Source organism: Xanthobacter lutulentifluminis, from assembly GCF_043194675.2.
Classification (GTDB): Bacteria; Pseudomonadota; Alphaproteobacteria; order Rhizobiales; family Xanthobacteraceae; genus Xanthobacter.
Genome location: NZ_CM195525.1, coordinates 3,422,629 through 3,444,435, shown reverse-complemented (window position 1 = coordinate 3,444,435; position 21,807 = coordinate 3,422,629). Strand labels below are relative to the sequence as shown.

General features: G+C 65.0%; 15 protein-coding genes. 13 read left to right on the top strand and 2 right to left on the bottom strand.

From position 1 onward, the window contains the following. Positions 1-486: 486 nt before the first annotated feature. The 8 genes from V5F49_RS15815 to V5F49_RS15780 all read left to right on the top strand — a co-directional run bounded on the left by V5F49_RS15815 (position 487) and on the right by V5F49_RS15780 (position 18,160). Entirely contained in the window at positions 487-4,470 is a 3,984-nt protein-coding gene (locus V5F49_RS15815; protein ID WP_394117626.1) for a protein kinase domain-containing protein, read from the top strand. Then, the gene (locus tag V5F49_RS15810; protein ID WP_282891235.1) at positions 4,467-6,296 is read left to right on the top strand and encodes a methylation-associated defense system protein MAD7 family protein; all 1,830 of its coding nucleotides are present in this window, start codon (positions 4,467-4,469) and stop codon (positions 6,294-6,296) included. Before V5F49_RS15815 ends, V5F49_RS15810 begins: the two co-directional genes overlap by 4 nt. Next, positions 6,293-11,368, top strand: coding sequence for an ATP-binding protein (locus V5F49_RS15805; RefSeq protein ID WP_394117627.1), 5,076 nt, complete (start codon positions 6,293-6,295; stop codon positions 11,366-11,368). The genes V5F49_RS15810 and V5F49_RS15805 overlap by 4 nt, the downstream gene beginning before the upstream one ends. Before the next feature lie 427 nt (positions 11,369-11,795). Then, a complete protein-coding gene (locus V5F49_RS15800) occupies positions 11,796-12,992 on the top strand; it encodes a hypothetical protein (protein WP_012112594.1) in 1,197 nt (398 codons plus the stop codon). Positions 12,993-13,158: 166 nt separating this feature from the next. Beyond that, a complete protein-coding gene (locus V5F49_RS15795) occupies positions 13,159-15,222 on the top strand; it encodes a ParB/RepB/Spo0J family partition protein (RefSeq protein WP_012112595.1) in 2,064 nt (687 codons plus the stop codon). Between the two features lie 90 nt (positions 15,223-15,312). Next, complete coding sequence (locus tag V5F49_RS15790) at positions 15,313-16,350, top strand: DUF7146 domain-containing protein (protein ID WP_012112596.1); 1,038 nt, start codon at positions 15,313-15,315, stop codon at positions 16,348-16,350. A 338-nt stretch (positions 16,351-16,688) separates the two neighbouring features. Then, positions 16,689-17,609, top strand: a complete 921-nt coding sequence (locus V5F49_RS15785; protein ID WP_238123821.1) for a DUF2493 domain-containing protein — start codon at positions 16,689-16,691, stop codon at positions 17,607-17,609. Between the two features lie 383 nt (positions 17,610-17,992). Continuing rightward, entirely contained in the window at positions 17,993-18,160 is a 168-nt protein-coding gene (locus V5F49_RS15780; protein WP_238123820.1) for a hypothetical protein, read from the top strand. Between the two features lie 20 nt (positions 18,161-18,180). Here the strand turns inward: V5F49_RS15780 and V5F49_RS15775 are convergent, their stop codons facing one another. Further along, on the bottom strand, positions 18,181-18,726 hold the full coding sequence (locus V5F49_RS15775; RefSeq protein ID WP_238123819.1) for an AAA family ATPase: 546 nt from the start codon (positions 18,724-18,726) through the stop codon (positions 18,181-18,183). A 716-nt stretch (positions 18,727-19,442) separates the two neighbouring features. On the opposite strand from V5F49_RS15775, the gene V5F49_RS15770 reads away from it, so the two are divergent. Next, positions 19,443-19,769, top strand: a complete 327-nt coding sequence (locus V5F49_RS15770) for a DUF736 domain-containing protein (protein ID WP_238123818.1) — start codon at positions 19,443-19,445, stop codon at positions 19,767-19,769. Positions 19,770-19,843: 74 nt separating this feature from the next. Here the strand turns inward: V5F49_RS15770 and V5F49_RS15765 are convergent, their stop codons facing one another. Next, a complete protein-coding gene (locus V5F49_RS15765) occupies positions 19,844-20,092 on the bottom strand; it encodes a helix-turn-helix domain-containing protein (RefSeq protein ID WP_238123817.1) in 249 nt (82 codons plus the stop codon). A 134-nt stretch (positions 20,093-20,226) separates the two neighbouring features. On the opposite strand from V5F49_RS15765, the gene V5F49_RS15760 reads away from it, so the two are divergent. The 4 genes from V5F49_RS15760 to V5F49_RS15745 all read left to right on the top strand — a co-directional run bounded on the left by V5F49_RS15760 (position 20,227) and on the right by V5F49_RS15745 (position 21,793). Next, positions 20,227-20,487 (top strand): DNA -binding domain-containing protein, encoded by a 261-nt coding sequence (locus V5F49_RS15760; RefSeq protein ID WP_238123816.1) that lies wholly within the window; start codon positions 20,227-20,229, stop codon positions 20,485-20,487. A gap of 119 nt (positions 20,488-20,606) precedes the next feature. After that, positions 20,607-20,951 carry a transcriptional regulator domain-containing protein gene (locus V5F49_RS15755; protein WP_238123815.1) on the top strand — a complete coding sequence of 115 codons (345 nt, stop codon included), beginning with the start codon at positions 20,607-20,609 and terminating at the stop codon, positions 20,949-20,951. Next, the gene (locus tag V5F49_RS15750) at positions 20,914-21,375 is read left to right on the top strand and encodes a DUF2285 domain-containing protein (RefSeq protein ID WP_238123814.1); all 462 of its coding nucleotides are present in this window, start codon (positions 20,914-20,916) and stop codon (positions 21,373-21,375) included. Before V5F49_RS15755 ends, V5F49_RS15750 begins: the two co-directional genes overlap by 38 nt. Positions 21,376-21,514: 139 nt before the next feature. Continuing rightward, a complete protein-coding gene (locus V5F49_RS15745; protein ID WP_238123813.1) occupies positions 21,515-21,793 on the top strand; it encodes a helix-turn-helix transcriptional regulator in 279 nt (92 codons plus the stop codon). Positions 21,794-21,807 lie beyond the last annotated feature (14 nt).

Below are 21,807 nucleotides of genomic sequence, written 5' to 3'. Positions count from 1 at the left end.
GACCTATCCCGAAGCCGGCCGTTCGTTCATTTTGTAGCGATAAGACTGATGTGGAGATTATCTGAAATAACCGGCGCATCACTCAGGGACAGATTGGTCACGCGGTGTAGTTTTATTGAGGTATCGTGGGAATATATCAAATATATATGTTGATTTCCGACGCAACGTGGATGATTTTATGCGCTCCAGTGACCGCGCTGTTCACGGCTCGACCCGCACGCGACCTCGATCTATTCGTGATGTCGATCGCCGACTAGTGCCTCTTTGTTAGCCTTCTCGCGCGCTCTAGCCCAGCGCTGGATGGGTCCACTCGCTGACGTAGGCAGAAAGCGAATTGCCGAAGCTTTCTCTTCAGCTTAAGGTTGATCTGGGTCTTGTCTCGCCGCGACGTCCGGCGGTCGAGTTTTTAGGATTGGGGTGTGTTCCTCGACGATCGCCGCTTGGCCGGGGGATGGACGAGGACGGTCCGCAGGTGGGGGGATTGGCTTGCGCGTATTTCATGTGCCGTGCGGGCCGTTCGCGAACGCGAGCGAGTTGAAGGCGTTCAACGCGATTTACCAGGAGCTCAGGCGGCGCGACGGCGAGGGCACCGCCTACGTCTTGACCAACCTGACGCATCCCAACCTGCGCGGGCAGGCCGACGAGATAGACGTGGTGGTCATCGGTCCCGGCGGAGCCGTCGTCGTCGAGGTCAAGCACTGGGACACATCGGCGCTGCGCCGGGTCGACCTGGCGGATCCGGCGGCGGAGCTCATCGTCGCCAAGTCGAAGCGCATCGCAGGGCGTCTAAAGTCCGGCGATCCGCGGACGGGCTTCGTCGCTGCGGCCTTTCTACTCACGAAGGAGGCGGCGAGCCTTCGGAAGGACGGTCGTCTTCCGCGTCATCCCATGGGCGTCGTGGCTTATGGCCTCAAGGACGTTGCCGACCTGGTCTCTAATCCGGCTTCCGCCGGCGCGGTGGACGCGCGGCGGTTGGCCGACCTGCTGGCCGAGCGATACAACCTCGGCGAACCGGACCGACTTAAGCGGTTGGGCCGCTTCGACGAGCTGCGACTACTCACCGATGAGCAGGACCGCTTCCAGCGCATCTTCACGGCACGGGATCCCTGGACGGGGGACCGCGTGCTCTTGCACACCTATGACCTGTCCGCGGCTCCGGTCGGGCAGGCCGCGGTACTCACCGAGCGTCGGGCACGGCGGGAGTTCGACGTCCTCCAGCGCTTCCAGAAGTCCGCTCACCTTCCAAGCCTGGTGGACACCTGGCAGGCGGTGCCCAACTACGCGGGGGAAATGTACTTCTTCAGCGTCGGCGATAGCGCAGCGAACCCAGTCTCGGTTCTTTCGTCCAGCCCCGATTGGACCTCAGCCGAACGTCTCGACTTCGCCAAGCGCTCGCTGCTGGCACTTTCCGAGTTCCTCGACACGGAGGACGGAGCGCTGCTCCACCGCGCGCTTGATGGCGAGAGCCTGCGCGTGCGGGCCGACAACAGCCCGCTCTTCGCCGGCTGGCGGTGGGCCAGGCTCACGCCTGCCCAGACAGTCAGCCCGGATCAGGTGGGCGACGAGACCGGCTCCTACGCCGCGCCGGAGGTCGTGTCCGGCGGTCTTGCAGCTGCTACGCCGAAGTCGGACCTCTATAGCCTCTGCGCCGTGCTCGCCGAGCTCTTCGCCGACCCGGCAGACCACGAGATCCGCGCCGCGTTGCTTCTCGGCTGCGATCCCGATCCCAGCCGTCGTCCGGGAATTGCCGAGCTTCTCGAGTTGATCGAAGTCGATGGCGAAGACGGCATGGACATTTCGCCGGAGCCGACGCCCTCGTCCTCAGATCCCGTCTCGGTCTCTCGCTGGGACGAAGGCCACACCTTCGAATGGAATAGCAACAGGTATCGCGTCGTCGCCGTCCTAGGTCAGGGGAGCGTCGCGCGGACTTTCAAGCTCGAGCAGGTTGATGCCGCGGGGGACCCGATAGGCACCTTCGTCGGCAAGGCTGCTTTCAATCCGGAGTTCGGGCCCACATCGCTGGCCGCGTATCAGCGGATGCGGACCTTCTCCCTGCATCCTGGGCTTTCGAACATCCTGGAGTGCGCGAGCGAGTGGACGGCCAGCGGCCTGATGGCCCTGCTTCGATGGAGCCAGGGCTCGCCGCTCGACGCATGGCGGGGCGATCTCGACTTCATCGCCCAGGTTGGCGAAGCCACCAACACCGAAGGGCTGGTGCTCGAGTGGTTTGAGAGGCTCTGCGAGGCGCTAGAGGCGCTGCACGTCCAAGGCTGGGTACATGGGGACGTCAGCCTATCGAACATCCTTGTAGATGAATCCCACGTCATGCTGATCGACTACGACCTCTCGGGGCCCAATGGACATGTCCCGCGCGGAATCGGCACTCTAATCTACGCTTCGCCAGAGCGACGGGACGGCACCGAGGTCTTGGCGCGAGACGATATCTACAGTCTTGCTGCGTCGTTCTTCCACGCGATAACGGATCGTCCTCCCACCTTGGCCGCCAGCGGAGCGGGCCTCGCTTGGACCGAAAATGAGAAGGCCTCGTTTCCGACGCTGGTGCCAATCTTTGACCGAGCAACCGGACCGGCAGCGGGACGCTTCGCCAACGCGAGCGCCGCGCTAGCGGCCGTGCGCGAGGCGAAGCCCCGCCGGGTGGACGTGGCGAAGACGCAGGCGCGCTTCGCGCCCGAGCCCGCCCAGCTCGAACTCAGGCCCAACGTCGTGCCGCGGGTCAGAGACATCCTGAGTACTTACCCGGGTTCGCGCTTCGGGAATGCCGAGACCCGCGGTCTCGATACCGAGTTCGCGTTTGACACCTACGTCGCGACCGGTCTTGACGAGATCCTTCCGGAAGAGATCAGAGCCGGGAACGTTTCTCTCGTGATCCTGTGCGGCAACGCCGGCGACGGGAAGACGGCCTATCTCCAGCGCCTCGTCCAGACACTCGGAGGCTCTCCGCCACAGTCGAGTGAACGCGTCTGGACTGGGATGCTCGCCGGCCGGAAAGCGATGATCAACCTGGACGGCGCTGCCAGCTGGAAGGGGCGCTCGGCCGACGAACTGCTGGACGAGCTTTTCGCGCCGTTCATGGATCGGGCGCCAGTGAACGGGAGCGTCCATCTCGTCGCCGTGAACGATGGCCGGCTCATGGAATGGATTGAACAGGCTGAGATGCGGCACGGTGAGAGGTCGCTTACGCTGGCGCTCACGGCGGCCCTGACCCAGCAGGACGAGGGCCTCGCCTCGCACGTTCGGCTCGTCGAGCTGAATAACCGCTCGCTCGTTGGTGGCCTGGATCTCGAGCGACGGGAGATCTCGACCCGCTTTGTGGACGAGCTCGTCGCTAGGCTGGTGGGCGGCGAACGCGCTCCCGATATCTGGGCGCCTTGTCGCACCTGCTCAGCCAATGCGCGGTGTTCCATGCGGCGTTCCGCCGACATGATGGGGGCGAGCTCCGACCCGGCGGTGCTGGCGGAGGGTGTGTGGGTGCGCCGACGCCTGACAGAGGCTCTGCAGACGGTCCATCAGCGCAACGAGATCCATATCACCGCTCGGGAGCTCAAGGCCGCAATCAGCTATATCCTGTTTGGTTTGGACTGCTGCGACGATCTTCACGAGAATCCCGAGCTTCTTCCGCACGATCCCGCCGATCATGCTTTCAACCCGCAGTCCCGCGCGAGGCAGGGAGAGCTTCTGAGTGAGCTGGCTCGCCTAGATCCGGCGCTCGAGGGGCACGCGCGGGTCGATAGATACCTCGTTGGCAAGGGCGCACCTCACGCGGCGCACGGCGCGCCGCGCTTCCGGGATGTCGTGGGGCGTCCGCTTTCGCTCAGGAGCGCTCGGCGCCGGGCCTATCTTAGTTGGTCGAAGGATCAGGTCGAGGCAGTCGGTGGTGACGATCACGCGCTCACGCTAAGGGACGGCCGTCGCGCCAGCGAGTTTAGGAATTTTCCGCTTTTTTCGGAGATCGAGCGCGATCGCATCAAGCGACGGCTATGCAGCGGGCTCTCGCGTCTGGAGGCGCTTCCCGAGGTGTCATACCGAGACGCGGACAGGGTGCCGATTCGCGTTCTTCCGCGCACGCCGACCGAGACCGCCTTCTGGGTAGAGAAGGCGGCTTCGAATTTCACGCTAGCGGCGGAGCGGTTCCATTCGGTCGCCGGCCTCGAGACGCTGCACCGCTTCCTCGTGCTCGGATACGAGCGGGATAACGGCGGTGCGGAGCAGCTGACCGTGCCCCTCGAACTCTACTCGCTGCTGATGGATCTCGCCGACGGCGTGCAGATTCTCGACGCGTTCTCGGACGACGTGTTCGCAAATCTCGGAGTATTCACCAGCCGTATCGCCCAGGAGGATGAGCGCAGCCTGAAGGCTTGGAATCCAGTCGAAAGCGGCGCGGTGCGCGAGCTCGGCGTTGCCGACCGCGCGGGCAGACAGACGATATTCCTCACGGGCGGGGCGGAATGATGGCCAAAGGTACGCGGCAGGTGATCGAGTCGGTTCTCGGAAGCCAGATGACGGCGCAGATTTGGACCAGCAACTACTCCCCGGTGTTCCCCTTCACGCCGCAGGACTTCTCGGTCGGCGCCGTACTGCCCATGATGCTATACCTGTTCCGCTGGGGCAGTCGGCGCGGCAAGGGACAGTTCGCTGCCACCTATGGCGGCGAGGACGCGGGCGCGCCGACGATCGCGAGCACAGTCGACAAGCTGATCGAGAACCCGGCCATCGATGGCTTCAACATGGCCTCGGGCAGGGCCATCCTAGGCGATTTCCTTCTTACGTCTATTCTCGAGAACCGGCGGCGTTCAGAATCCCACGGCGAGCAGGTCCAGCGCTGCTTCGCGAACCACTACTATGCGTCATGGATCGACCTTCCTGTGAGCGCGGCGAACCTCCGCGGCGTGCCGGAGATGATCACGGCGCTGCTGAGCGATCAGGAAGAAGGGGAGACAGTCCTGCCCTTCGCGGAACGCGGACGCTACCGCGTCGGCGCGCGGATCCAGGATAACGACCTTTTGCGTGCGTTGGCGCCGGGGACGTCCACATCGGGGACGAAGAGCGACCTCGGATCAGATGAGTTCGACGAGGCGACGGACCTACCGCTTGACCAGCTCGTCACCGTGCGGCTGGCTCAGGGATGCGGCGGTGCGCCATCCAAGGCGGTTGGGCGGAATAACCCCGGTCCTATTCCGAACCAGCGACCCATTGCCGCTAAGGCCGCGGAAGACTTCCGGGACGATCTTCTCGTGTTCCTCGACTGCTACGCTGCCGGGGGTTCCGTGCCACGAGCTGCCCTTCTCCAGATGCTGGAGTCCGCGCTCGCGATCGGCCTGACTAGCGTTCTCACCGCCTCGGTGGAGATAATGAACCGCTGGGCCACCTTGGGCAAGATCCCCGAAGCGGACGACGTGACGCCGTTACCTCTATTCTTCGACTGTTCTAGCGGGTCCGACCCGGACCTTCGCGCCACCTCGGAGGAATCGGGTTTCCTCCTTCGACAGGCGTTGAACCGGCTTCCAGCAGTGCTGATGCATGCAAGGCTCCTAGACCACTACGTTCGCAGCGAGTCTGAGCTAGACCGGCGCAAGCTGCCGCCGACCTCGCCGGACGCGACCGAATGGCTGAATCTGACAGGAAGTCTCCTCAACGGAAGCCACGAGGAGGCGTCGGACGCTCGACGCTTTTTCCGCAAGACCGCGCAGAAGCTTCGCGACGCATCCGACGAAGCCGACGAGCTCGAGCTGCGCGCGCTGCTCGGGGAACAGGCCGCGGACGGCGACGCCGGGCGTGCCCTGGCGGAGGCGCTCAGCGCCGCGTTCGCGGAATCGTCGAACAGCGGCAAGGAACGCCTGAATAACTTCCTCACATCCGCTCTGATGATCGACGAAGTTAACGGCTTGGCAAAGCGGCGGAAGGTCATGCTCCACCAGACGAGGCGGAAGGGCCAGGGGCGCCGGGGCGATGCGCTGTCGTTCGTCCTTACAAACCCGGCAATCGAGTATCTGGTCCACCGTCATGTCAGGCTGACGGGCAAGGGGCGCAAGGAGCGGCCTCTGTCCTATCCGGAGTTCCTGACGATCCTTCGTGAGCGATATGGTTTCCACATCGACCGCGCGCCTCCGAACCTGGCCGTCCCGAGCGAGGTTCTTCAGCGCAATCGCCGCATGTTTGAGCGGCGACTGAGGGATCTCGGGCTGCTCGTCGGAGTGAACGACGCAGAGCGCATGAAGAAGATCCGCTGGCGGTATCGCGCGAGCCAGGACCTAGCTGGACAGGAGAATGCGGCGTGATCGGCCCCCGTCATGTCACCCATCTCGCCCAGGCCGTCGCCAACCGCCTCGGACGGCCGACGCCGGGCGCGGTCGCCTTCATGCGATGCCTGACCTCCGAGCAGGTCGACGCGCTCGCCGACAGCGATGCGTTCGAGGTGGCTGGCTGGACCGTGAACGCGGTCATTGACGTCGCCGGGAACCGCCGCATCACTGCCGATCAGGCGGTGGAGCAGCGCGAGGACAAGGCGGATGCCGTATTGCTTCTAATCGATCCACTTCGCGCCGGGGCCGGCTTGGATGGCATCTACAGCGCCGGAAGGGAGATCGGAGAGGCAGAACTGTTCCGCGAGGCCTTGAGGCTCGCGCGAAAGCCGCTTGCTGGGCGCACTGCCGTGCTGGACGGCGCCATGTGGCGCGCCGAGCGCCTTGGCCGCCGCAGGAGGCTCACGCCGTGGTCGAGGTTCGACTTCTGCATCAGCGCCGCTGAGAACATGGGCGGAGCGCTCGCGCGGATCGGTCTTTGGCCGATCGCCAGCAACGAGGATCCGTCTACGAGCGACCTGGATGTGTCGGCCGAGCTTGCTGACCGGCTGCTCTACGTCAGCGATACCCGCGCGATAGCCGAACGCGTCCGAAGCCTCCAATTGGAGAACTCGGAGGATCGGGGTCCTGCGCTGGAGCAGGCGCTGCGTCTCGCCGCTGGAATGAGCCCAGAAGAGGCCGCGAGGCGGATCGAGGATCGCCCGGATCTTTGGCTCGGCGCTATCATGCCTGGTTTCGCCAGCGAGGAGCTGCGGCGTCTTCGGCTGACGTCCTGGCGCGACGCGAAGGGTAACGTGCTCAAGTGGTCCGGGCTGACGAAGCCCGATGGTGAGGATAGCGCGCCGCGACTGGTGCTGGACCGAAATGCCTCCCCGAAGGACCGTGCGCAACTGACCGTGCGCTGGACTACCGATCCCGAAGAGTTGGCCGCAGGGAGCGTCGAGTATCGGGTGTCCGTGATCGCCGGGGAGGACGTGCTGGCGGTGCGATCGGTCCATCATCGCGATCATCGGAACCAGCAAGTCTCGATCACCGTGGACGACTTCGAGGACCTAGAAGGGACTGAGAGGTTCGACGCCGTCGTGGAAATCGCGGCGATCGGCCAGGAGGCCGTCGAGCCTACTCAAAGCGAGCCGTTCATTCTGGAGTTCGGCGAGACGGTCAAAGAACTGACCAGCTCGTCCGGGCAGGAGGTCCGCACGCTCGTCGAAGGAGCTATCGTCGTCGGTGAACGCGCTGCCTTCGACGTCTTAGTCGGTGGGCCAGGAGCGGCGGAGCGCGCGGTCGAGGACAAGAAGGGCTTCCTCACGTGGAAGGGAGAAACGGGGACCCGAGGGTCGCGCGTGTTTCGCCCATCGCTGCTCCGGGCGGTGGAGCAGGACTGGAAGAAGCGCAGCGGGGCGATCGGCTACTGGTCGCAGACCGTCCGCGCCGACGGATCTCCTGTCGGTGAGCTGCAGTTCGTCGAGATCGAGCCGGAGGACCGCAGCGCTGCAACCGAGCGGGCGCGTGACGCGAGCCGCAAGCTCGCGTCGGATCTGGGCGGTGTGGGCCTATTGGGCATCGTGATCGCGTCTGGCTGGCAGGCCGCGGACAATTACATCAATGCCTGGGAGAAGGCGCTGGAAGCGGGCGATCCGGCCCTCGCACGGCACGGAACGGTTGAGGTGCGGACTCAGTCGGAGAAGGTCGTCGGGCTGCTCGTCACACCTCTTCATCCACTCCGCTTCGCCTGGCACGCGCACTACGATCAGGTAGTCGCGCACTCCAGGTTCGAACAGCAGCAGCCGCCGGGACACGTCCTGGAGTCGGTCCGGCCGATCGACTCGGCGTTCTTCCCGTTCGCGCTGCCCGGCGATGGAGGGGCGGGCTTCGTGTTCGCAGACGTCATTGGGTTCCACACCGTTGCGATGACCGTGGATGGCGAGAGCGAGCCGAAGGCGGCGACAGCGCTGCTCGCGGCATGCCTGGGCGCCGGGACAGTGACCGCGCCGTCGATCGGACACGCGAGCGCCGCCGCAATCGCCCGGGAGCTCGGGCACTATCTCGACTGCTATGGCGGCGCGAGCGGTGAACGGCCGGACATGCTGGCTATACAGGCTTGGCGCGCTGGCGACGGCCTGACAGTGGCCCGCGCGCTTGGCAAGACTCTCGAGGCGGCGGGGCTGAACGAGGACGAAGAAGCCAAGTCGCCACTGTGCTTCACGCTAGACCTCTTCCACGCCCCTAGCTCCGGGGGTGCTGGCCACTTCCTCTCCGCCGTGGGGCAGCGACGGCGCATCGGAGGACCACCTGTCGATCAGAGGGACCGCTGGCTCGCCGAGACCGCGGCGCGTCCTGGAGAGGTTCTGATGCCGCGCCTTAGATGGGCCAAGCACGAGGAGCCCGAGATAGACAATGCCGAGGTCTGGAGGCGAATGCGCGCCTCGCATGTCAGCTTGGCGTTCGACCTGTTCGGCACGGGCCTCAGTACTGTTCCGGCCTCGTCGATATCGGACGTCAGGCCGCTGCACGCCTGGGGACTTCTGCGCGCGCTGGAGCGGCGCGCTGTGCCGGACGAAACGCACGAGTGGATGACATATGCCGCACCGGAAGTTGCTGGCGAGGCGGCCCCCGAAAGCCGCACCGCGAGCGATCGGCTTCGCCGCATCGATCGAGCCACGGCTCGCGCGACCGCCCGATCGCTTGGCGGGACGAGCGACGATTGGCCGGTGCTCAAGACGCGCCTGTCGGCAGAAGATCGTCGTCGGATCGAGCTCATGCATGATCAGAGCGACTGGGTGATCACGCTCGATCGCAATGCTGCGCTGGACTACTTCGATTCTCCTCAGGACAGCCCAGACGCCTACGAGCGCTTCGTGATCGACACCGTTCCGGAGCGAACGGACCTCACGGCGATGCAGCTCGTCACCTCCACGTCGAAGCTCGACGCGGTCCGCGACTTGGTCGACGAGGCGCTCGGCGACATGGGCCTGAGCAGCAGCGAGCGGAACAGTCGATTCTTGGTCGCTCAGCTGAAGGCGCTGAGCGGCCGGCTGGCCATAAGGCTAGCCGACGGCGGGACACGCACGGGCGAGCTGATTGCGCTCGCGCTGACGTATGCCCATTGCGTGGCCGGCGGCGAGCAGAAGGGGCCATGGCTCAACATGGCGCAGGGAGTGCTCATTCCGGTCGATGAGATCGCCGACCACGCACCTATCGTCGGGATGCCAGCAGTCGAGGGGGAGTCCGCGCGCCGCGCCGACTTCATCCATGTGAGCGCTCCCCTTCGCGGACCGCTCGAATTCAGGTTCGTCGAGGTCAAACATCGAAGGCACCTGAGGACGGCGAGACAGCCTGAGATGCTCGCGCATATGGTGGCGCAGACACGTGACTTGCGCGAGCGATGGACCGAATGGTTTTTCGGCTCTGGGCTCAAACCGCTCGATCGGGTCGTGAGGCGGGCGCAACTCGCGAAGCTGATGCGCTTCTATGTCGATCGGGCGAGCCGTCACAGGCTATCGCCTTCGGCCTCGACGCGACTGCGCGCAGAGATTGATCAGATGCTGCTAAGAGAGAACTATCAGCCGGGAACCGTCGCCGACCCCGATGTGGGCTACGTGTTTTGCCCCGAGCATCGCTCCGGGCAGGTGGAGCGCGTCTATCCGGAGCGGAGCGACACCGCCCTCTGGCTGTTCGGTCCGACGATTCTTCCGGCCGAGATCGGTGGCGCGCCTGGCATTGTGGTGCTCCCGTTCGCTCCGGCCGACAGCTCAGAGACTGCGGCGATTGCCGATGAAGCGAATGGCGGTGCAGCGGAGCTTGCGGCTTGGGACGCGTGGCCCGACAAAGGCGAGGAACCATCTGAAACAGCGCGGACTGATGGAGTCGGTTATACCGCCGACCCTGAAGCGCCCGAAGCGGCTGCCAGCGCGTCTGAAGAGTTTCAGCCGGCCGTTACCGCGACTTCGAATAATGGACAAAACCTCGCGAGCCGGGAAGCCGGCGGCGAGATGCCGCCGGCGAAGTTAGTAGTGGACCCGGTTGAAATCCGGCTCGGCGAATCGCTCGCTCAGGCCCCAATCGACTGGTCCGTGTCGATCCGCAGCAATCCCCATATGATGATGGTCGGCCTTCCTGGGATGGGCAAGACGACGGCGCTGATCAACATGTGCAGGCAGCTGACCGAGGCCGGCATAGCTCCGGTGATCTTCTCCTATCACGACGACATCGACGAGAAGCTGACCGACGCAATTGGGCAGATGCGGACGATCGACTTCGACGGCCTGGGATTCAATCCGCTCCGCGTCGACTCGGCAAGTCAGACGGCATACATTGATGTGGCGGGAACGTTACGCGACATCTTCTCCTCGATCTTCCCGGATCTGGGCGAGATCCAGCTTGAGGAACTTCGAGGGGCGATCAAGCAGAGCTACGACGATCTGCGATGGAACGAGCGCGGTGTCGGGCGCCCGCAACCGCCGCGGTTTCGCATCTTCCTGGACATCCTGAAGTCGCGGCCGAAGCCAAACCAGAACCTGCTGGCGCGGCTGCAGGAACTGGACGACTATGGGTTCTTCGACGGAGAGGGTGGCGACGCCGGTATCTTGCTCGATCGTCGGCCGACTCTCATACGGGTGCACCTAAGTACCAACGAGATCGTGCAGCGGGCGTTCTCGTCATTCGTGCTCTATAGCGTTTACAAGGACATGTTTCGGCGTGGCGTCCAGGAAAGAATGACCCACGCGATCATTTTCGACGAAGCGCATCGCGCAGCTAAGCTAAAGCTCATCCCTAAGCTGGCGAAGGAGTGCCGAAAGTACGGCCTCGCTCTCGTCCTCGCTTCGCAGGGCGTCCGCGATTTTGACGGCACCCTCTTCGAGGCGGTCGCGAACTATCTGGTGCTTAGGGTGACAGAGGCCGACGCGCGAACTCTTGCCCGCAACACAGGTCCGACTGCCGACCAACAGCGGACCACCGACCGGCTGAAGGCGCTTGAGCCCTATCACGCGATGTTTTTCTCGGCGGTTTCGCAAAAGCCTATCTCGCTTCGTCTAAGCTCCACGTAGCATGAGATTTAGTCAGCGGATGGTGACGCAAGAGACCACTTAATGTCCGTCTCGCTCAAATCGGCGGACCAATCCCGTCTGACCGTTAGCGTCCAAATTTCCACCTCGCGACGTAACTGATGTTTCCTCCGAAGGTCTGCTTCGACGTAAGTCGATCCGAGACCGGACTGTCGGCAATCGGCCCCAAACCGGCCCTTCGTCCTCACCGCAGCGAACTTCTGCTTCTGGCGCACTCCAGAGGTAATGGCAGCATCGCCCTCTCTCGCGTCAATGCGGCGGGATGCCATCCATCGGAGCGACGCGTTTTTGGGGTGGGGAGGTTGAGCCCCTCATCCGCGCGATCGAGAGTGAGAGGTTGGAGCGGATTTCCGTGACGGGTTGAGGGCAGGGAGAGAGGCTCCCGGCGCCCGTCGTGGAGTTTAGTCCCATGACTGAGGTTGAGGTTTTAGATGCGGGCCGGGAAGCGGCCGGCGGTTACAAGGTGGATGCGAGCCGCGGCGAGCGGAACGGCCGTGTGTCCTCCGAGTGGTTTTCCCGGCCGGCGGACGAGCGTTATCTGTCCCTGTCTGAGCTGTATGGCGCGGTGCGCGGTCGGTCCGACCGGAGCCGGACGCGCACCGTGGAGAGCGCCGCCATCCGCGTCGAGGCGAGCCGCGAGGTGCCAGACCGGCTGACGCTCACGCTGCCCGGGGCGGAGGCTCCGGTTGCGCCGACCCACTGGAGCTTCGGCCAGCTTGCGAGCCTCATCGGCGCGCCGGCCTCCTATCTGCGCCAGCTTCCGGCGCCGCTCGCCGGCATCAACCTGCAGCACGGCCTGCTCACGCACCGCGCCGAACAGGTGAAGACACTGGAGGTGGAGGACGGCCGCGTCGAGCTCCGGGCTGTGACCGGCCCCGACTATGGCCGCATCTATGACCATGAGCTGGTGGACGCCGTGCGCCGTATCGCCGGCAACGGCACCGGGGACACCCGTTGGAAAGTGCCTGGCGTGCTCGACTGGTCGACCGGCATCTACAATCCCCGCGTCGATATCACGAAGGACACGACCACGCTCTACGCCTCCGACCGGGACGTCTTCCTCTTCCTGGTGGACGATCTCAACCCCATCGAGGCCGGGCGGCTCCCGGACGGCTCCCCCGACCTGTTCTTCCGCGGCTTCTATTGCTGGAACTCAGAGGTGGGCGCCAAGACGTTGGGCATCGCGAGCTTCTATCTCAGGGCGGTCTGCCAGAACCGGAACCTGTGGGGCGTGGAGGATTTCGAGGAGATCACCATCCGCCACTCGAAGTATGCCGCATCCCGCTTCGCCCATCAGGCCGCGCCGGCCCTGGAGCGCTTTGCCAACTCCTCCCCCATGCCCTTCGTCAACGGCATCAGGGCGGCCCGCGAGCGCATCGTAGCGCGCAGCGACGAGGACCGCACCAAGTTCCTGCGCCGCAAGGGCTTCTCCAAGGCGGAGACGCAGAAGGTGATCGAGACCGTGCTCGCCGAGGAGGGGCGCAAGCCCGAGAGCATCTTCGACTTCGTGCAGGGCATCACCGCCGTGGCGCGGGACAAGCCGCACCAGGACGCCCGTCTCGATCTGGAGGCGCGGGCGAAGAAGCTCCTCGATCGCGCTCCCTGAGATCCGCAAAGCCGGAGATGGGGATTGCCGTGTCTCCGGCTTTGCGTTGTTCCGGATCATCGGCTTTGCGGCGCTGCCCTCAGAGGAAGAGGGTGGCGCCGTGCTTCGTGACGGGTTCGAAGTTGAGAGAGAGGTTCTCCGGCCGCCCGTCGCGGAGAAGCATCCCATGGCCACGTCCGTTCAGAAGATCACCCTTTCGTCCTCGCGGGACATCCCCTTCAACAAGCTGGTGCTCAGCCAGTCCAACGTCCGCCGGGTGAAGGCCGGCGTCTCCATCGAGGAACTCGCCGAGGACATCGCCCGGCGCGGCCTGCTCCAGGGCCTCAATGTCCGCACCGTGATCGATGCTGATGGCGTCGAGACCGGCATGTACGAGATCCCGGCCGGCGGCCGGCGCTACCGGGCGCTGGAGTTGCTGGTGAAGCGCAAGCGCCTCGCCCGGACGGCTCCCGTGCCCTGCATCCTGCGCGAAGGCGGCATTGCCGAGGAGGATTCCCTTGCCGAGAATGTCCAGCGCGCACCGCTGCACCCGCTCGACCAGTTCAGGGCGTTCCTTGCGTTGCGGGAGAAGGGCCAGTCCGAGGAGGAGATCGCGGCCGCCTTCTTCGTCTCGGTCGCAGTGGTGAAGCAGCGGTTGAAGCTCGCCTCCGTCTCGCCGAAGCTGCTCGACGTCTATGCCGAGGATGGCCTCACCCTCGACCAGCTCATGGCCTTCACCGTGTCGGGTGATCATGAGCGGCAGGAGCAGGTGCTGGAGCGTCTCGCCCAGGCTTACGACAAGCAACCCCATGCGATCCGGCGCATGATGACGGAGGGTGCGGTGCGGGCATCCGACAAGCGGGCCCGCTTCATCGGCATCGGGGCCTATGAGACGGCTGGCGGCACCGTGCTGCGCGACCTGTTCCAGGGGGACGACGGCGGCTGGCTGCAGGATGTCACCCTCGTCGATCGCATGGTGGCGGCAAAGCTCGCCATTGAGGCCGACGGGATCCGCGGCGAAGGCTGGAAGTGGATCGAGGTGGCGCCGGACTTTGCCTATGGCCACACCTACGGCCTGCGCCAGCTGCGGGGTGAGCCGACGCCCCTGACCGAGGAGGAGGAGGCAGCTCGGGCGAGGGCCCAGGCCGCATATGATCGCCTCTCCGAAGAATATGCCGATGCCGACGAGCTTCCCGAGGAGGTCGATGCGCGGCTCGGTGAGCTCGAGGCGGTGCTGGAGGCCTTTGAGACGCGCCCCCTCGCGTTCGATCCGGCGGAGGTCGGCCGCGCCGGCGCCTTCGTCAGCATCGCCCAGGACGGCAAGCTCCGGGTGGAGCGGGGATATGTCTGCCCGGAGGACGAGGTGCCGGTCGTGCAGGACGATGAAGCTCCCGCCGGGACCGATGGAGAAGACCATGCGGCCTCGGCCCCTCGTCAGGAAGCAGCCGTAGGTGATGCACCTGCGGAGCCCGAGGAAGAAGACGGCCTCGCGCCGATCTCCGATCGGCTACTTACGGAGCTGACCACCCATCGCACCCTCGGCCTGCGCCATGCCCTGGGCGAGCAGCCCGATGTCGCCTTCCTCGCTGCGGTCCACGCTCTGACGCTGAAGGCCTTCTACGTCTACGGCTCGGACAGCTGCCTTGAGCTCGACCTCAAGAGCGTGTCCTTCAACGCCCAGGCGCCGGGCCTCAACGACAGCGTTTCGGCCGAGGCCATTCGTGTCCGGCACGAAAACTGGGCCAAGGCTCTGCCCAAGGAGCCGGGCACGCTCTGGGACACCTTGAGCGGGTGGGAGCGTGACAGCCAGGCCGCCTTGTTCGCCCATGTGGTGAGCCTCTCGGTCAATGCGGTGCATGAAGCATGGAACCGCCGTCCCCGCGCCTTCGCCCATGCCGACCGGTTGGCGCAGGCGGTAGGGCTCGACATGGCGGCGGCGGGATGGAGGCCCACTGTTGACACCTTCCTCGGCCGGGTCACCAAGGCCCGCATCCTGCAGGCGGTGACCGAGGCGAAGGGGGAACGTGCAGCTGAGCGGATCGCCCACCTCAAGAAGGGCGACATGGCACGGGAGGCAGAAGCCCTCCTTGCCGACAGCGGCTGGCTCCCGGAGGCGCTGCGGAACCAGCCCTCCGACACCGCCGGCGAAGAGACGGCGGAGACCGACGGCGAAACGGCCATGGGCGAAGGGGAAGACCTCGCCGACACTGAGGAGCCCGAAGTGATCTCCTCCTCGATTGCTGCCGAATAATCCTCCCCGGGCAACCTGGCCCGCCGTCCGTGGCTCCGCGATCCCCCCATCGCGTGGCCGGACGGCGGGCTTTTCTCTTGGAGCGTCCCTATGACGGATGCTGCGCACGATCTCGCACGGCGGCTGGGGCGGCAGGCGGAGGCAGTTTGCCGCCATTATCTCTCCGCGGGTCGGCGGCAGGGGCACTATTGGCAGGTGGGCGATGCTCGCAACTCGCCCGGCCGCTCCATGTTCGTGCGGCTGACGGACAGCGTGAAAGGCCATGCCGGCAAATGGACCGATGCGGCGACGGGAGAACACGGCGATCTCCTCGACGTCATCCGGGAAAGCCGAGGTCTGCCCAACTTCAGCGACGTGGTGGCCGAGGCTCAAGCCTTTCTGCACATGCCCCGATCCTGGCAGGTCGCGGAAGCTCCCGTGTTCAGGACGAACAGCCCTTCACGTGACCCTGTCACCTCGGCATGTCGTCTCTTTGCGGCCGCAAAGCCGATTCCGGGCACAATCGTGGAGACGTATCTGCGGAAGCGCGGCATCACGGCTCTGCACGAAACCGGAAGCATGCGCTTTCACCCGCGCTGCTATTACCGCCCGGATCCACGCGAGCCCATTCAACCCCGGCCGGCCATGATCGCCGCCGTCACCGATCTCAGACAACGAGTCATGGGCATCCACCGGACATGGCTCGCTCCCGACGGATCGGACAAGGCAAGCATCGCCACGCCCCGACGTGCCATGGGCCACCTGCTGGAACATGCCGTTCGCTTCGGCAGGCCTGACAACGTTCTGGCCACCGGCGAGGGCATCGAGACCATCCTTTCCGTGCGGACCGTGCTGCCCAGCCTCCCGATGGCAGCGGCGCTCTCGGCCGCTCACCTTGCCGTCGTCGCATTCCCACCCGACCTGCGGCGGCTCTACATCGTCCGCGACAACGATCCTGCCGGCGACAGGGCACGGGACAGCCTTATCGCACGAGCGGCTTCTGCCGGGATCGAGGCCATCGTGCTCTCACCAGCTCTCGGAGACTTCAACGAGGATCTGCGCGCCTTTGGCGTCGACGCGTTGCGAGCGGGACTCCGATGTCAGCTTGCACCTGATGACGTCGGCCGCTTCATGGTGCTGAGCCCGTGAGCTGGAGCGACAGGGAGCGGGAATGCTCTGACGTCACGCTCTGATGCCCACCGTTGCTAGAGGATCCGCAGCCAGGCCTTCCAGAGGGCGATCGGCCGGCAGTCGTTCCGGACCGGCAATGGCTCCGGCCGGTGATTTTCCGGCGGCGGTGTTTCCCCACGACGCAAGCGTCGCGGGTCCCGACACACGCCTTTCCATCGCGAAGCAAAATCGCCGGCCTCCGCCATCCTCCGCTGCCGCTCCGGCCCCGCGTTTCCCGCGGGGTGCAGGTCCGTCCCGCCCGCCGGCTTCGTCGCCATGAAGGCCGCAAGGCTGCGGTCCAATCGACGGAGCCTCCCATGAGCACCGAGCACGACGAACCCCACGCCTCTTCTCCCACTGATCACCTGCTGCAGGAACTTCAGCTCTACGGCTACCGTCCCTTCGGGGACGAGCCCGATTCCCGGCCGCTTCCCGAAACTGACCGTATCACCGGCGCAATCGCCGATATCTTCGATGCGCTGATCGCGACACTGCAGGACACCCGCCTGGAGCCCGACCTTCCCGACCTCCTTTGGTCGACCGTCCATCTCTTCCACCGTGCCGCCGGCCGCATCTCCGGTACCCTCGACGACAATGAGCAGGGCCAGCGCCGTAGCCAGCAGGAGCAGGACGGCAGCGAGGTGCGCTCGGTGGAACTGGAACGTCTGATCGTCGAGGGGCAGAGCCTCATGGAGCGCCGCGATGCCTTCGAGCTGATGCGGGATGAAGCCGCCGATGCCTTCGAGCGGCACACCGGCTCAGCCTGGCGCCCACGCGCCGGATCCCTAGTGAACCATCGGCACCTGACCTCAGCTCTTATCGACAGCCGCGACTTCCTCGCCGCCCGCAGGCGGGCGGAGACCGAGGTGCTGATACCCGCAGGTCCGAAGATCGCCTTCTCCGGCGGCGACACGGTGGACCACAGGCTCATCTGGGCGAAGCTCGATCAGGTCCGCGCGAAGCACCCTGACATGGTGCTGCTGCACGGTGGCTCACCCAAGGGTGCCGAAAGGATCGCCGCCTGCTGGGCTGATGCCCGTAAGGTGCCGCAGGTCGCGTTCAAGCCCGACTGGACACGCCACGCCAAGGCCGCCCCCTTCAAGCGCAACGACCAGATGCTCTCGGTCACGCCCATCGGGGTCATCATCTTCCCCGGCACGGGCATCCAGGACAATCTCGCCGACAAGGCCCGCAAGCTCGGCATCCCCGTCTACCGGTTTGGGTCGGGCGGCGCATGAGCGCTGCCCTTCCTTCATCGTCGGAATCGGATTTCACGGTGCGTCACCGCTTTTCACGAGATTGCGGTTCCCATCATCGGTTTTCAGCGGACAAGCGAGCGGGACCACCGCTTATCACGGGTGGAGCTCAACGCGCCTCCTGAGCCCGACCATGCAGGCAAATGGCTGCACCCGGTGCTCTTCGAGCAAGAGACCACCCCCGCTTTCCTGCGCTGTTCCTTGGTCCGACCGAGGGCCTGACGCCATCAACCCGCAAGGGGTCGGCTACGCACAGCGTGCCGCCGTTGCGGCTTTGCCTCCACGGTGATTGCGGCCCGCGGCCGGACCCGTCGGGCGCCTGTCAGCGGGGGATGTTCCTCCGCTTCGAGCAGGAGCCGGACCCCATGTCCTCCACCGATGCACAGGCCTTCGCCCTCAGCCTCGCCAAGACCTTGATGGTCGTCATCGTGATCTTCCGCGCCGGTGACGGCACTCTGTCCGTTGTGCCTGCCGACGAGTTCGACGGCGACGCCTCCCAGATCATCCGTGAGATCGACCCCTTCGGGTCCTAACAGGAGTGAAACGAGACGCCTCAATCTACTTGGTTCAGGGCTCCCAGTTGGCCGATGATGAAATCAGCGCGGTCGGCAGCCGATACCCTGGGCAGGATCGTCACCTCATAGCCGAGCTTCGGAAAGGCTGCGATCAGGCGCTCATATTCGGCAATCGACGCCGACAAATCGTGCTGGCGCGCGTCATCGCCGCTGAAGATCTCTGGCCATGGGGGTGTCATAAAGACAGTGCGATTGTAGCGATGGGCATTGCAGAGCGTCTCGGAAATGGGCTCCCCGGTTGCGTATTCAAGCGCAACGGCCGCATCGACAAGCCCACGGTCAAAAAAGACCCATCCGCTCTGGGCAAGCGCCGTGGACCTGTCTTCCAGCGCCATGGCGATCGCAAGTCGCGCGAAAGCGGCCAGATCCACCCAAGGCAGATCCGATCCGCCGCCGCTGATCTGCTCGGCGACAATGCGCCGCCCTGGCTCCTCGACCACGGCAAAGCCACGGCGTGCAAGCTCGGCGATCAGTGTCGACTTGCCCCCGCCGGAGCAACCCGAAATGACGACATAACGATCCATACCCACCATCTCATTTGGCGCGGTAACGCGGTGTTTGAACTGACCCGCGGTGCACACGATCTCGGCCTTCGATCCTTGCCTCATGGGGACATCAGGCTGACCAGTGCAGCCTCGCCATACGCTCTGTCCAGCCCCTGGCGCGGGCCTTGGAGCGACACGACCCGATCAGGCAAGAGCAAATCAGCGGGGCGACATTTCCCATGTCGTCGAGGATGCGATGGCGACGGCGAAAGGATCGAGGCACGAGGCCGCGAGTGCGCAAGCATGGCAGGGCTTGGTGACAAGCTTCGCGCGGTTGCGCGCGAGCCATCGCATGGCCGGTGAGGAAAGCGTTCCACCCGTTGGTCCTGTCAGTTCGAAGCACACGCAATGGCCGGAAAATGAAGAGGTCAACACCGGTGAAGGTTGGGCCGCCTTCGTGCAGGGCCCGTGAGAGATCGCCATCTCCTCCTTATCTCCAACCGTTGATCGCGCGCACCAGCTGGCCTCTTCCATGGCCTGATCTGGCCGAAGGCCGGCTGCGCCTCGACCGCCTCTGCCGCAATGGCGGCGTCGGGCTTTCTTCCCCTGAGCGTTCCGCCCATTCCTCGCGGGACAAGAAAGTCCTCCTTGGCCATCAAGCCCCTGCCGGGGTGCGGCGGCAGTCGCCTTCCGCCCTTCGATCGCCATCGAGGCCGCAACGGTGCGGGCTCGGAAACGGAAGACGGAGATCGACAATGGCCACCATCGGCACTTTCAAGAAGATCGGCGCGAACGAGTTCACCGGCGAGATCGTCACCCTCAGCGTTCAGGCCAAAGGTGTGCGCATCGTCCCCGAGCTGCGCGCCAATGGTGAGAATGCTCCCAGCCACCGGGTCCTGGTGGGTCGGATCGAGATCGGCGCCGCCTGGTCCAAGCGCTCCAGCGAGGGGCGCGACTATCTGGGCCTCAAGCTCGACGATCCGAGCTTCAACGCCCCGATCTACGCCAACCTCTTCGACGACGAGGACGGCGACACCTTCTCGCTGATCTGGTCCCGCCCCAGCGGGCGACGCGGCGAGTGAGCCGCCCAACGCCCCGGCCGGCTCCGGCCGGGGCTCTCACTTCGAAGTCAGCAGTTGCCAACCGGTCCCGCGCTTCACTCGACCGGGTTTTCGGGGCCGCTCGGCACGTCCGCGGCGGGTCTCTTCAGCAAGGCGGCGGCGTCGAGCTCAAGGGCGCCGGCCAGGCGATCTACGACATCGATGCTGGCGTTATAGACGCTGCGCTCCAACGAGCTGATATAGGTGCGGTCGATCCCGGCTCGATGGGCGAGCTCTTCCTGCGACAGGCCTTTGGCGAGCCTCGCAGCCTTCAAATTCCGGGCGAACACCTCTCGGATCTCCATGGTCGAGAGAGCATCGCCTTGATGAGTATTTCACCACGGAGTATTCTCTACAAACGCGACCGTGGCAGTGGTGTCATTGGAAGTCGTGTAGGATTTTGGGAAGAACCCGATCTTGAGAGAAGTGGCAGGCAGACATGGTGACTGCGGCGTTCGAGGACATTGCACCGACGGGTCCCGAACTGACGGACTATGACCGGGCCCACATCAGGCTCTATGCCCGTCTGCTTGATGCAACGGCGGATGGCGCCGGCTGGGAGGAGATCGCCGCGGTGCTGTTCGGCATCGACGCGGCTCGGGAGCCCGAGCGCGCCCGTCATGTTCACGACACTCATCTTGCCCGAGCACGATGGATGGCCGCCGGCGGCTATAAAGACCTTCTCCGCAGCCCCGCCTGAGTCGACAGGGGTGATGCCGCAAGCGCATCACGCGATGCCTTTTAGCCGGCTTCTCACGCCCCTCTCAATCCCCGATTGTCTTTGCTCAATGCGCACGCCTCTGATGCGGAGACGAGTGAATGAAGCCGGACACATCGCGCTGGCGGGATAACGCCAGCTACGATTACTTCGACGACCTGTCGGTCGAAGGCCTCGCCTGGGAATGCCTGCGCCGGGACGAAGCCTATCAGGATCATTATCAGTCCATCGTGACCACCGGCACCGACGCCGAGCCGCTCCCCCGGGAGGTGGAGCAGCGCTGGGGGCTGCGATTTCGCAGCACGCCCTGCCATGAGCGCCGTCGAGCAGACCGTTTTGTGGTCTCCCATCGTCGACCCGGCCGTCGTGCTTCTTGGTCCATCGCCGGATTTCTTGGCCGGCGCACACATGAACGTCCTCGACAACGTTTCTGTGGTGCAAAGTAGCCCTGAGGGGAAGCTTGCCATCCTTGGCTTGGCCGCGCGTTCGTCCCAACTCCTTGCCTTGCCGGGCTCTGTTTCTGACGCGCCTATCGCTGCGATCATTCCGCTGGACACCGATATCGTGGGCCGCGTGGAAGCTTTATCCCGCTTTTGGCGCACCATCGAAGGTCGCCCGGCGCTCCCCGACACGCGGATGACCACACAGCAGCGACAGCGCCTGCGCGCCATGATGCTGGCCGCAGACGGACGCACTGACGGCGCCAGCTATCGCGACATCGCATTCGCTCTCTATGACCAGAGGCGCATCGCTGCCGAGCCTTGGAAGACCTCGTCGCTGCGCGATCGCGTCATCGGTCTCGTCAAGGGCGGCCGAGCGCTGATCGCCGGCGGCTATCTCAAGCTCCTGCGTCATCGTCGGCGACCATAACAGCATCGCCGAGACGTTCGGGGTGGGCATTTTACGCCCCTCAACTTCCCCATCCCTCACGACGGCCGCCCTTCGCCACCGTGATCGCCATCCGCCGCTGATGATCAGTGGCCCGATAGCGCCCACGGAGGTTCGATCCATGCGCCCCGATGCTGTCCCGCTGCCGCCGCGCTATCTGCGCACCAAGGAAGCCGCCGTCTTCCTCAGCCTCTCGCCCCGGACGCTCGAGAAGCACCGCACCTACGGAACTGGTCCCGCCTATCGCAAGCTCGGCGGACGCGTCGTCTATTCCGTCGAGGATTTGCAGGCCTGGGTGGCCCGAGGCGCCGTCACCTCCACCTCCGATCCGCGCGGCTCCATCCTGCCGGCCAAGCGTCATTCCATGTCTGGCGTCCTGCCGGGCAGCCTGGCGCGCTGAGCGGCCATTTCGTC

Coding starts and splice junctions, on each gene's coding strand:
- V5F49_RS15750 (WP_238123814.1), top strand. CDS start 20,914: ATGAACGTCCTCGACAACGTTTCTGTGGTGCAAAGTAGCCCTGAGGGG.
- V5F49_RS15745 (WP_238123813.1), top strand. CDS start 21,515: ATGCGCCCCGATGCTGTCCCGCTGCCGCCGCGCTATCTGCGCACCAAG.
- V5F49_RS15810 (WP_282891235.1), top strand. CDS start 4,467: ATGATGGCCAAAGGTACGCGGCAGGTGATCGAGTCGGTTCTCGGAAGC.
- V5F49_RS15765 (WP_238123817.1), bottom strand. CDS start 20,092: ATGGAGATCCGAGAGGTGTTCGCCCGGAATTTGAAGGCTGCGAGGCTC.
- V5F49_RS15780 (WP_238123820.1), top strand. CDS start 17,993: ATGTCCTCCACCGATGCACAGGCCTTCGCCCTCAGCCTCGCCAAGACC.
- V5F49_RS15755 (WP_238123815.1), top strand. CDS start 20,607: ATGAAGCCGGACACATCGCGCTGGCGGGATAACGCCAGCTACGATTAC.
- V5F49_RS15785 (WP_238123821.1), top strand. CDS start 16,689: ATGAGCACCGAGCACGACGAACCCCACGCCTCTTCTCCCACTGATCAC.
- V5F49_RS15760 (WP_238123816.1), top strand. CDS start 20,227: ATGGTGACTGCGGCGTTCGAGGACATTGCACCGACGGGTCCCGAACTG.
- V5F49_RS15800 (WP_012112594.1), top strand. CDS start 11,796: ATGACTGAGGTTGAGGTTTTAGATGCGGGCCGGGAAGCGGCCGGCGGT.
- V5F49_RS15795 (WP_012112595.1), top strand. CDS start 13,159: ATGGCCACGTCCGTTCAGAAGATCACCCTTTCGTCCTCGCGGGACATC.
- V5F49_RS15775 (WP_238123819.1), bottom strand. CDS start 18,726: ATGGATCGTTATGTCGTCATTTCGGGTTGCTCCGGCGGGGGCAAGTCG.
- V5F49_RS15790 (WP_012112596.1), top strand. CDS start 15,313: ATGACGGATGCTGCGCACGATCTCGCACGGCGGCTGGGGCGGCAGGCG.
- V5F49_RS15770 (WP_238123818.1), top strand. CDS start 19,443: ATGGCCACCATCGGCACTTTCAAGAAGATCGGCGCGAACGAGTTCACC.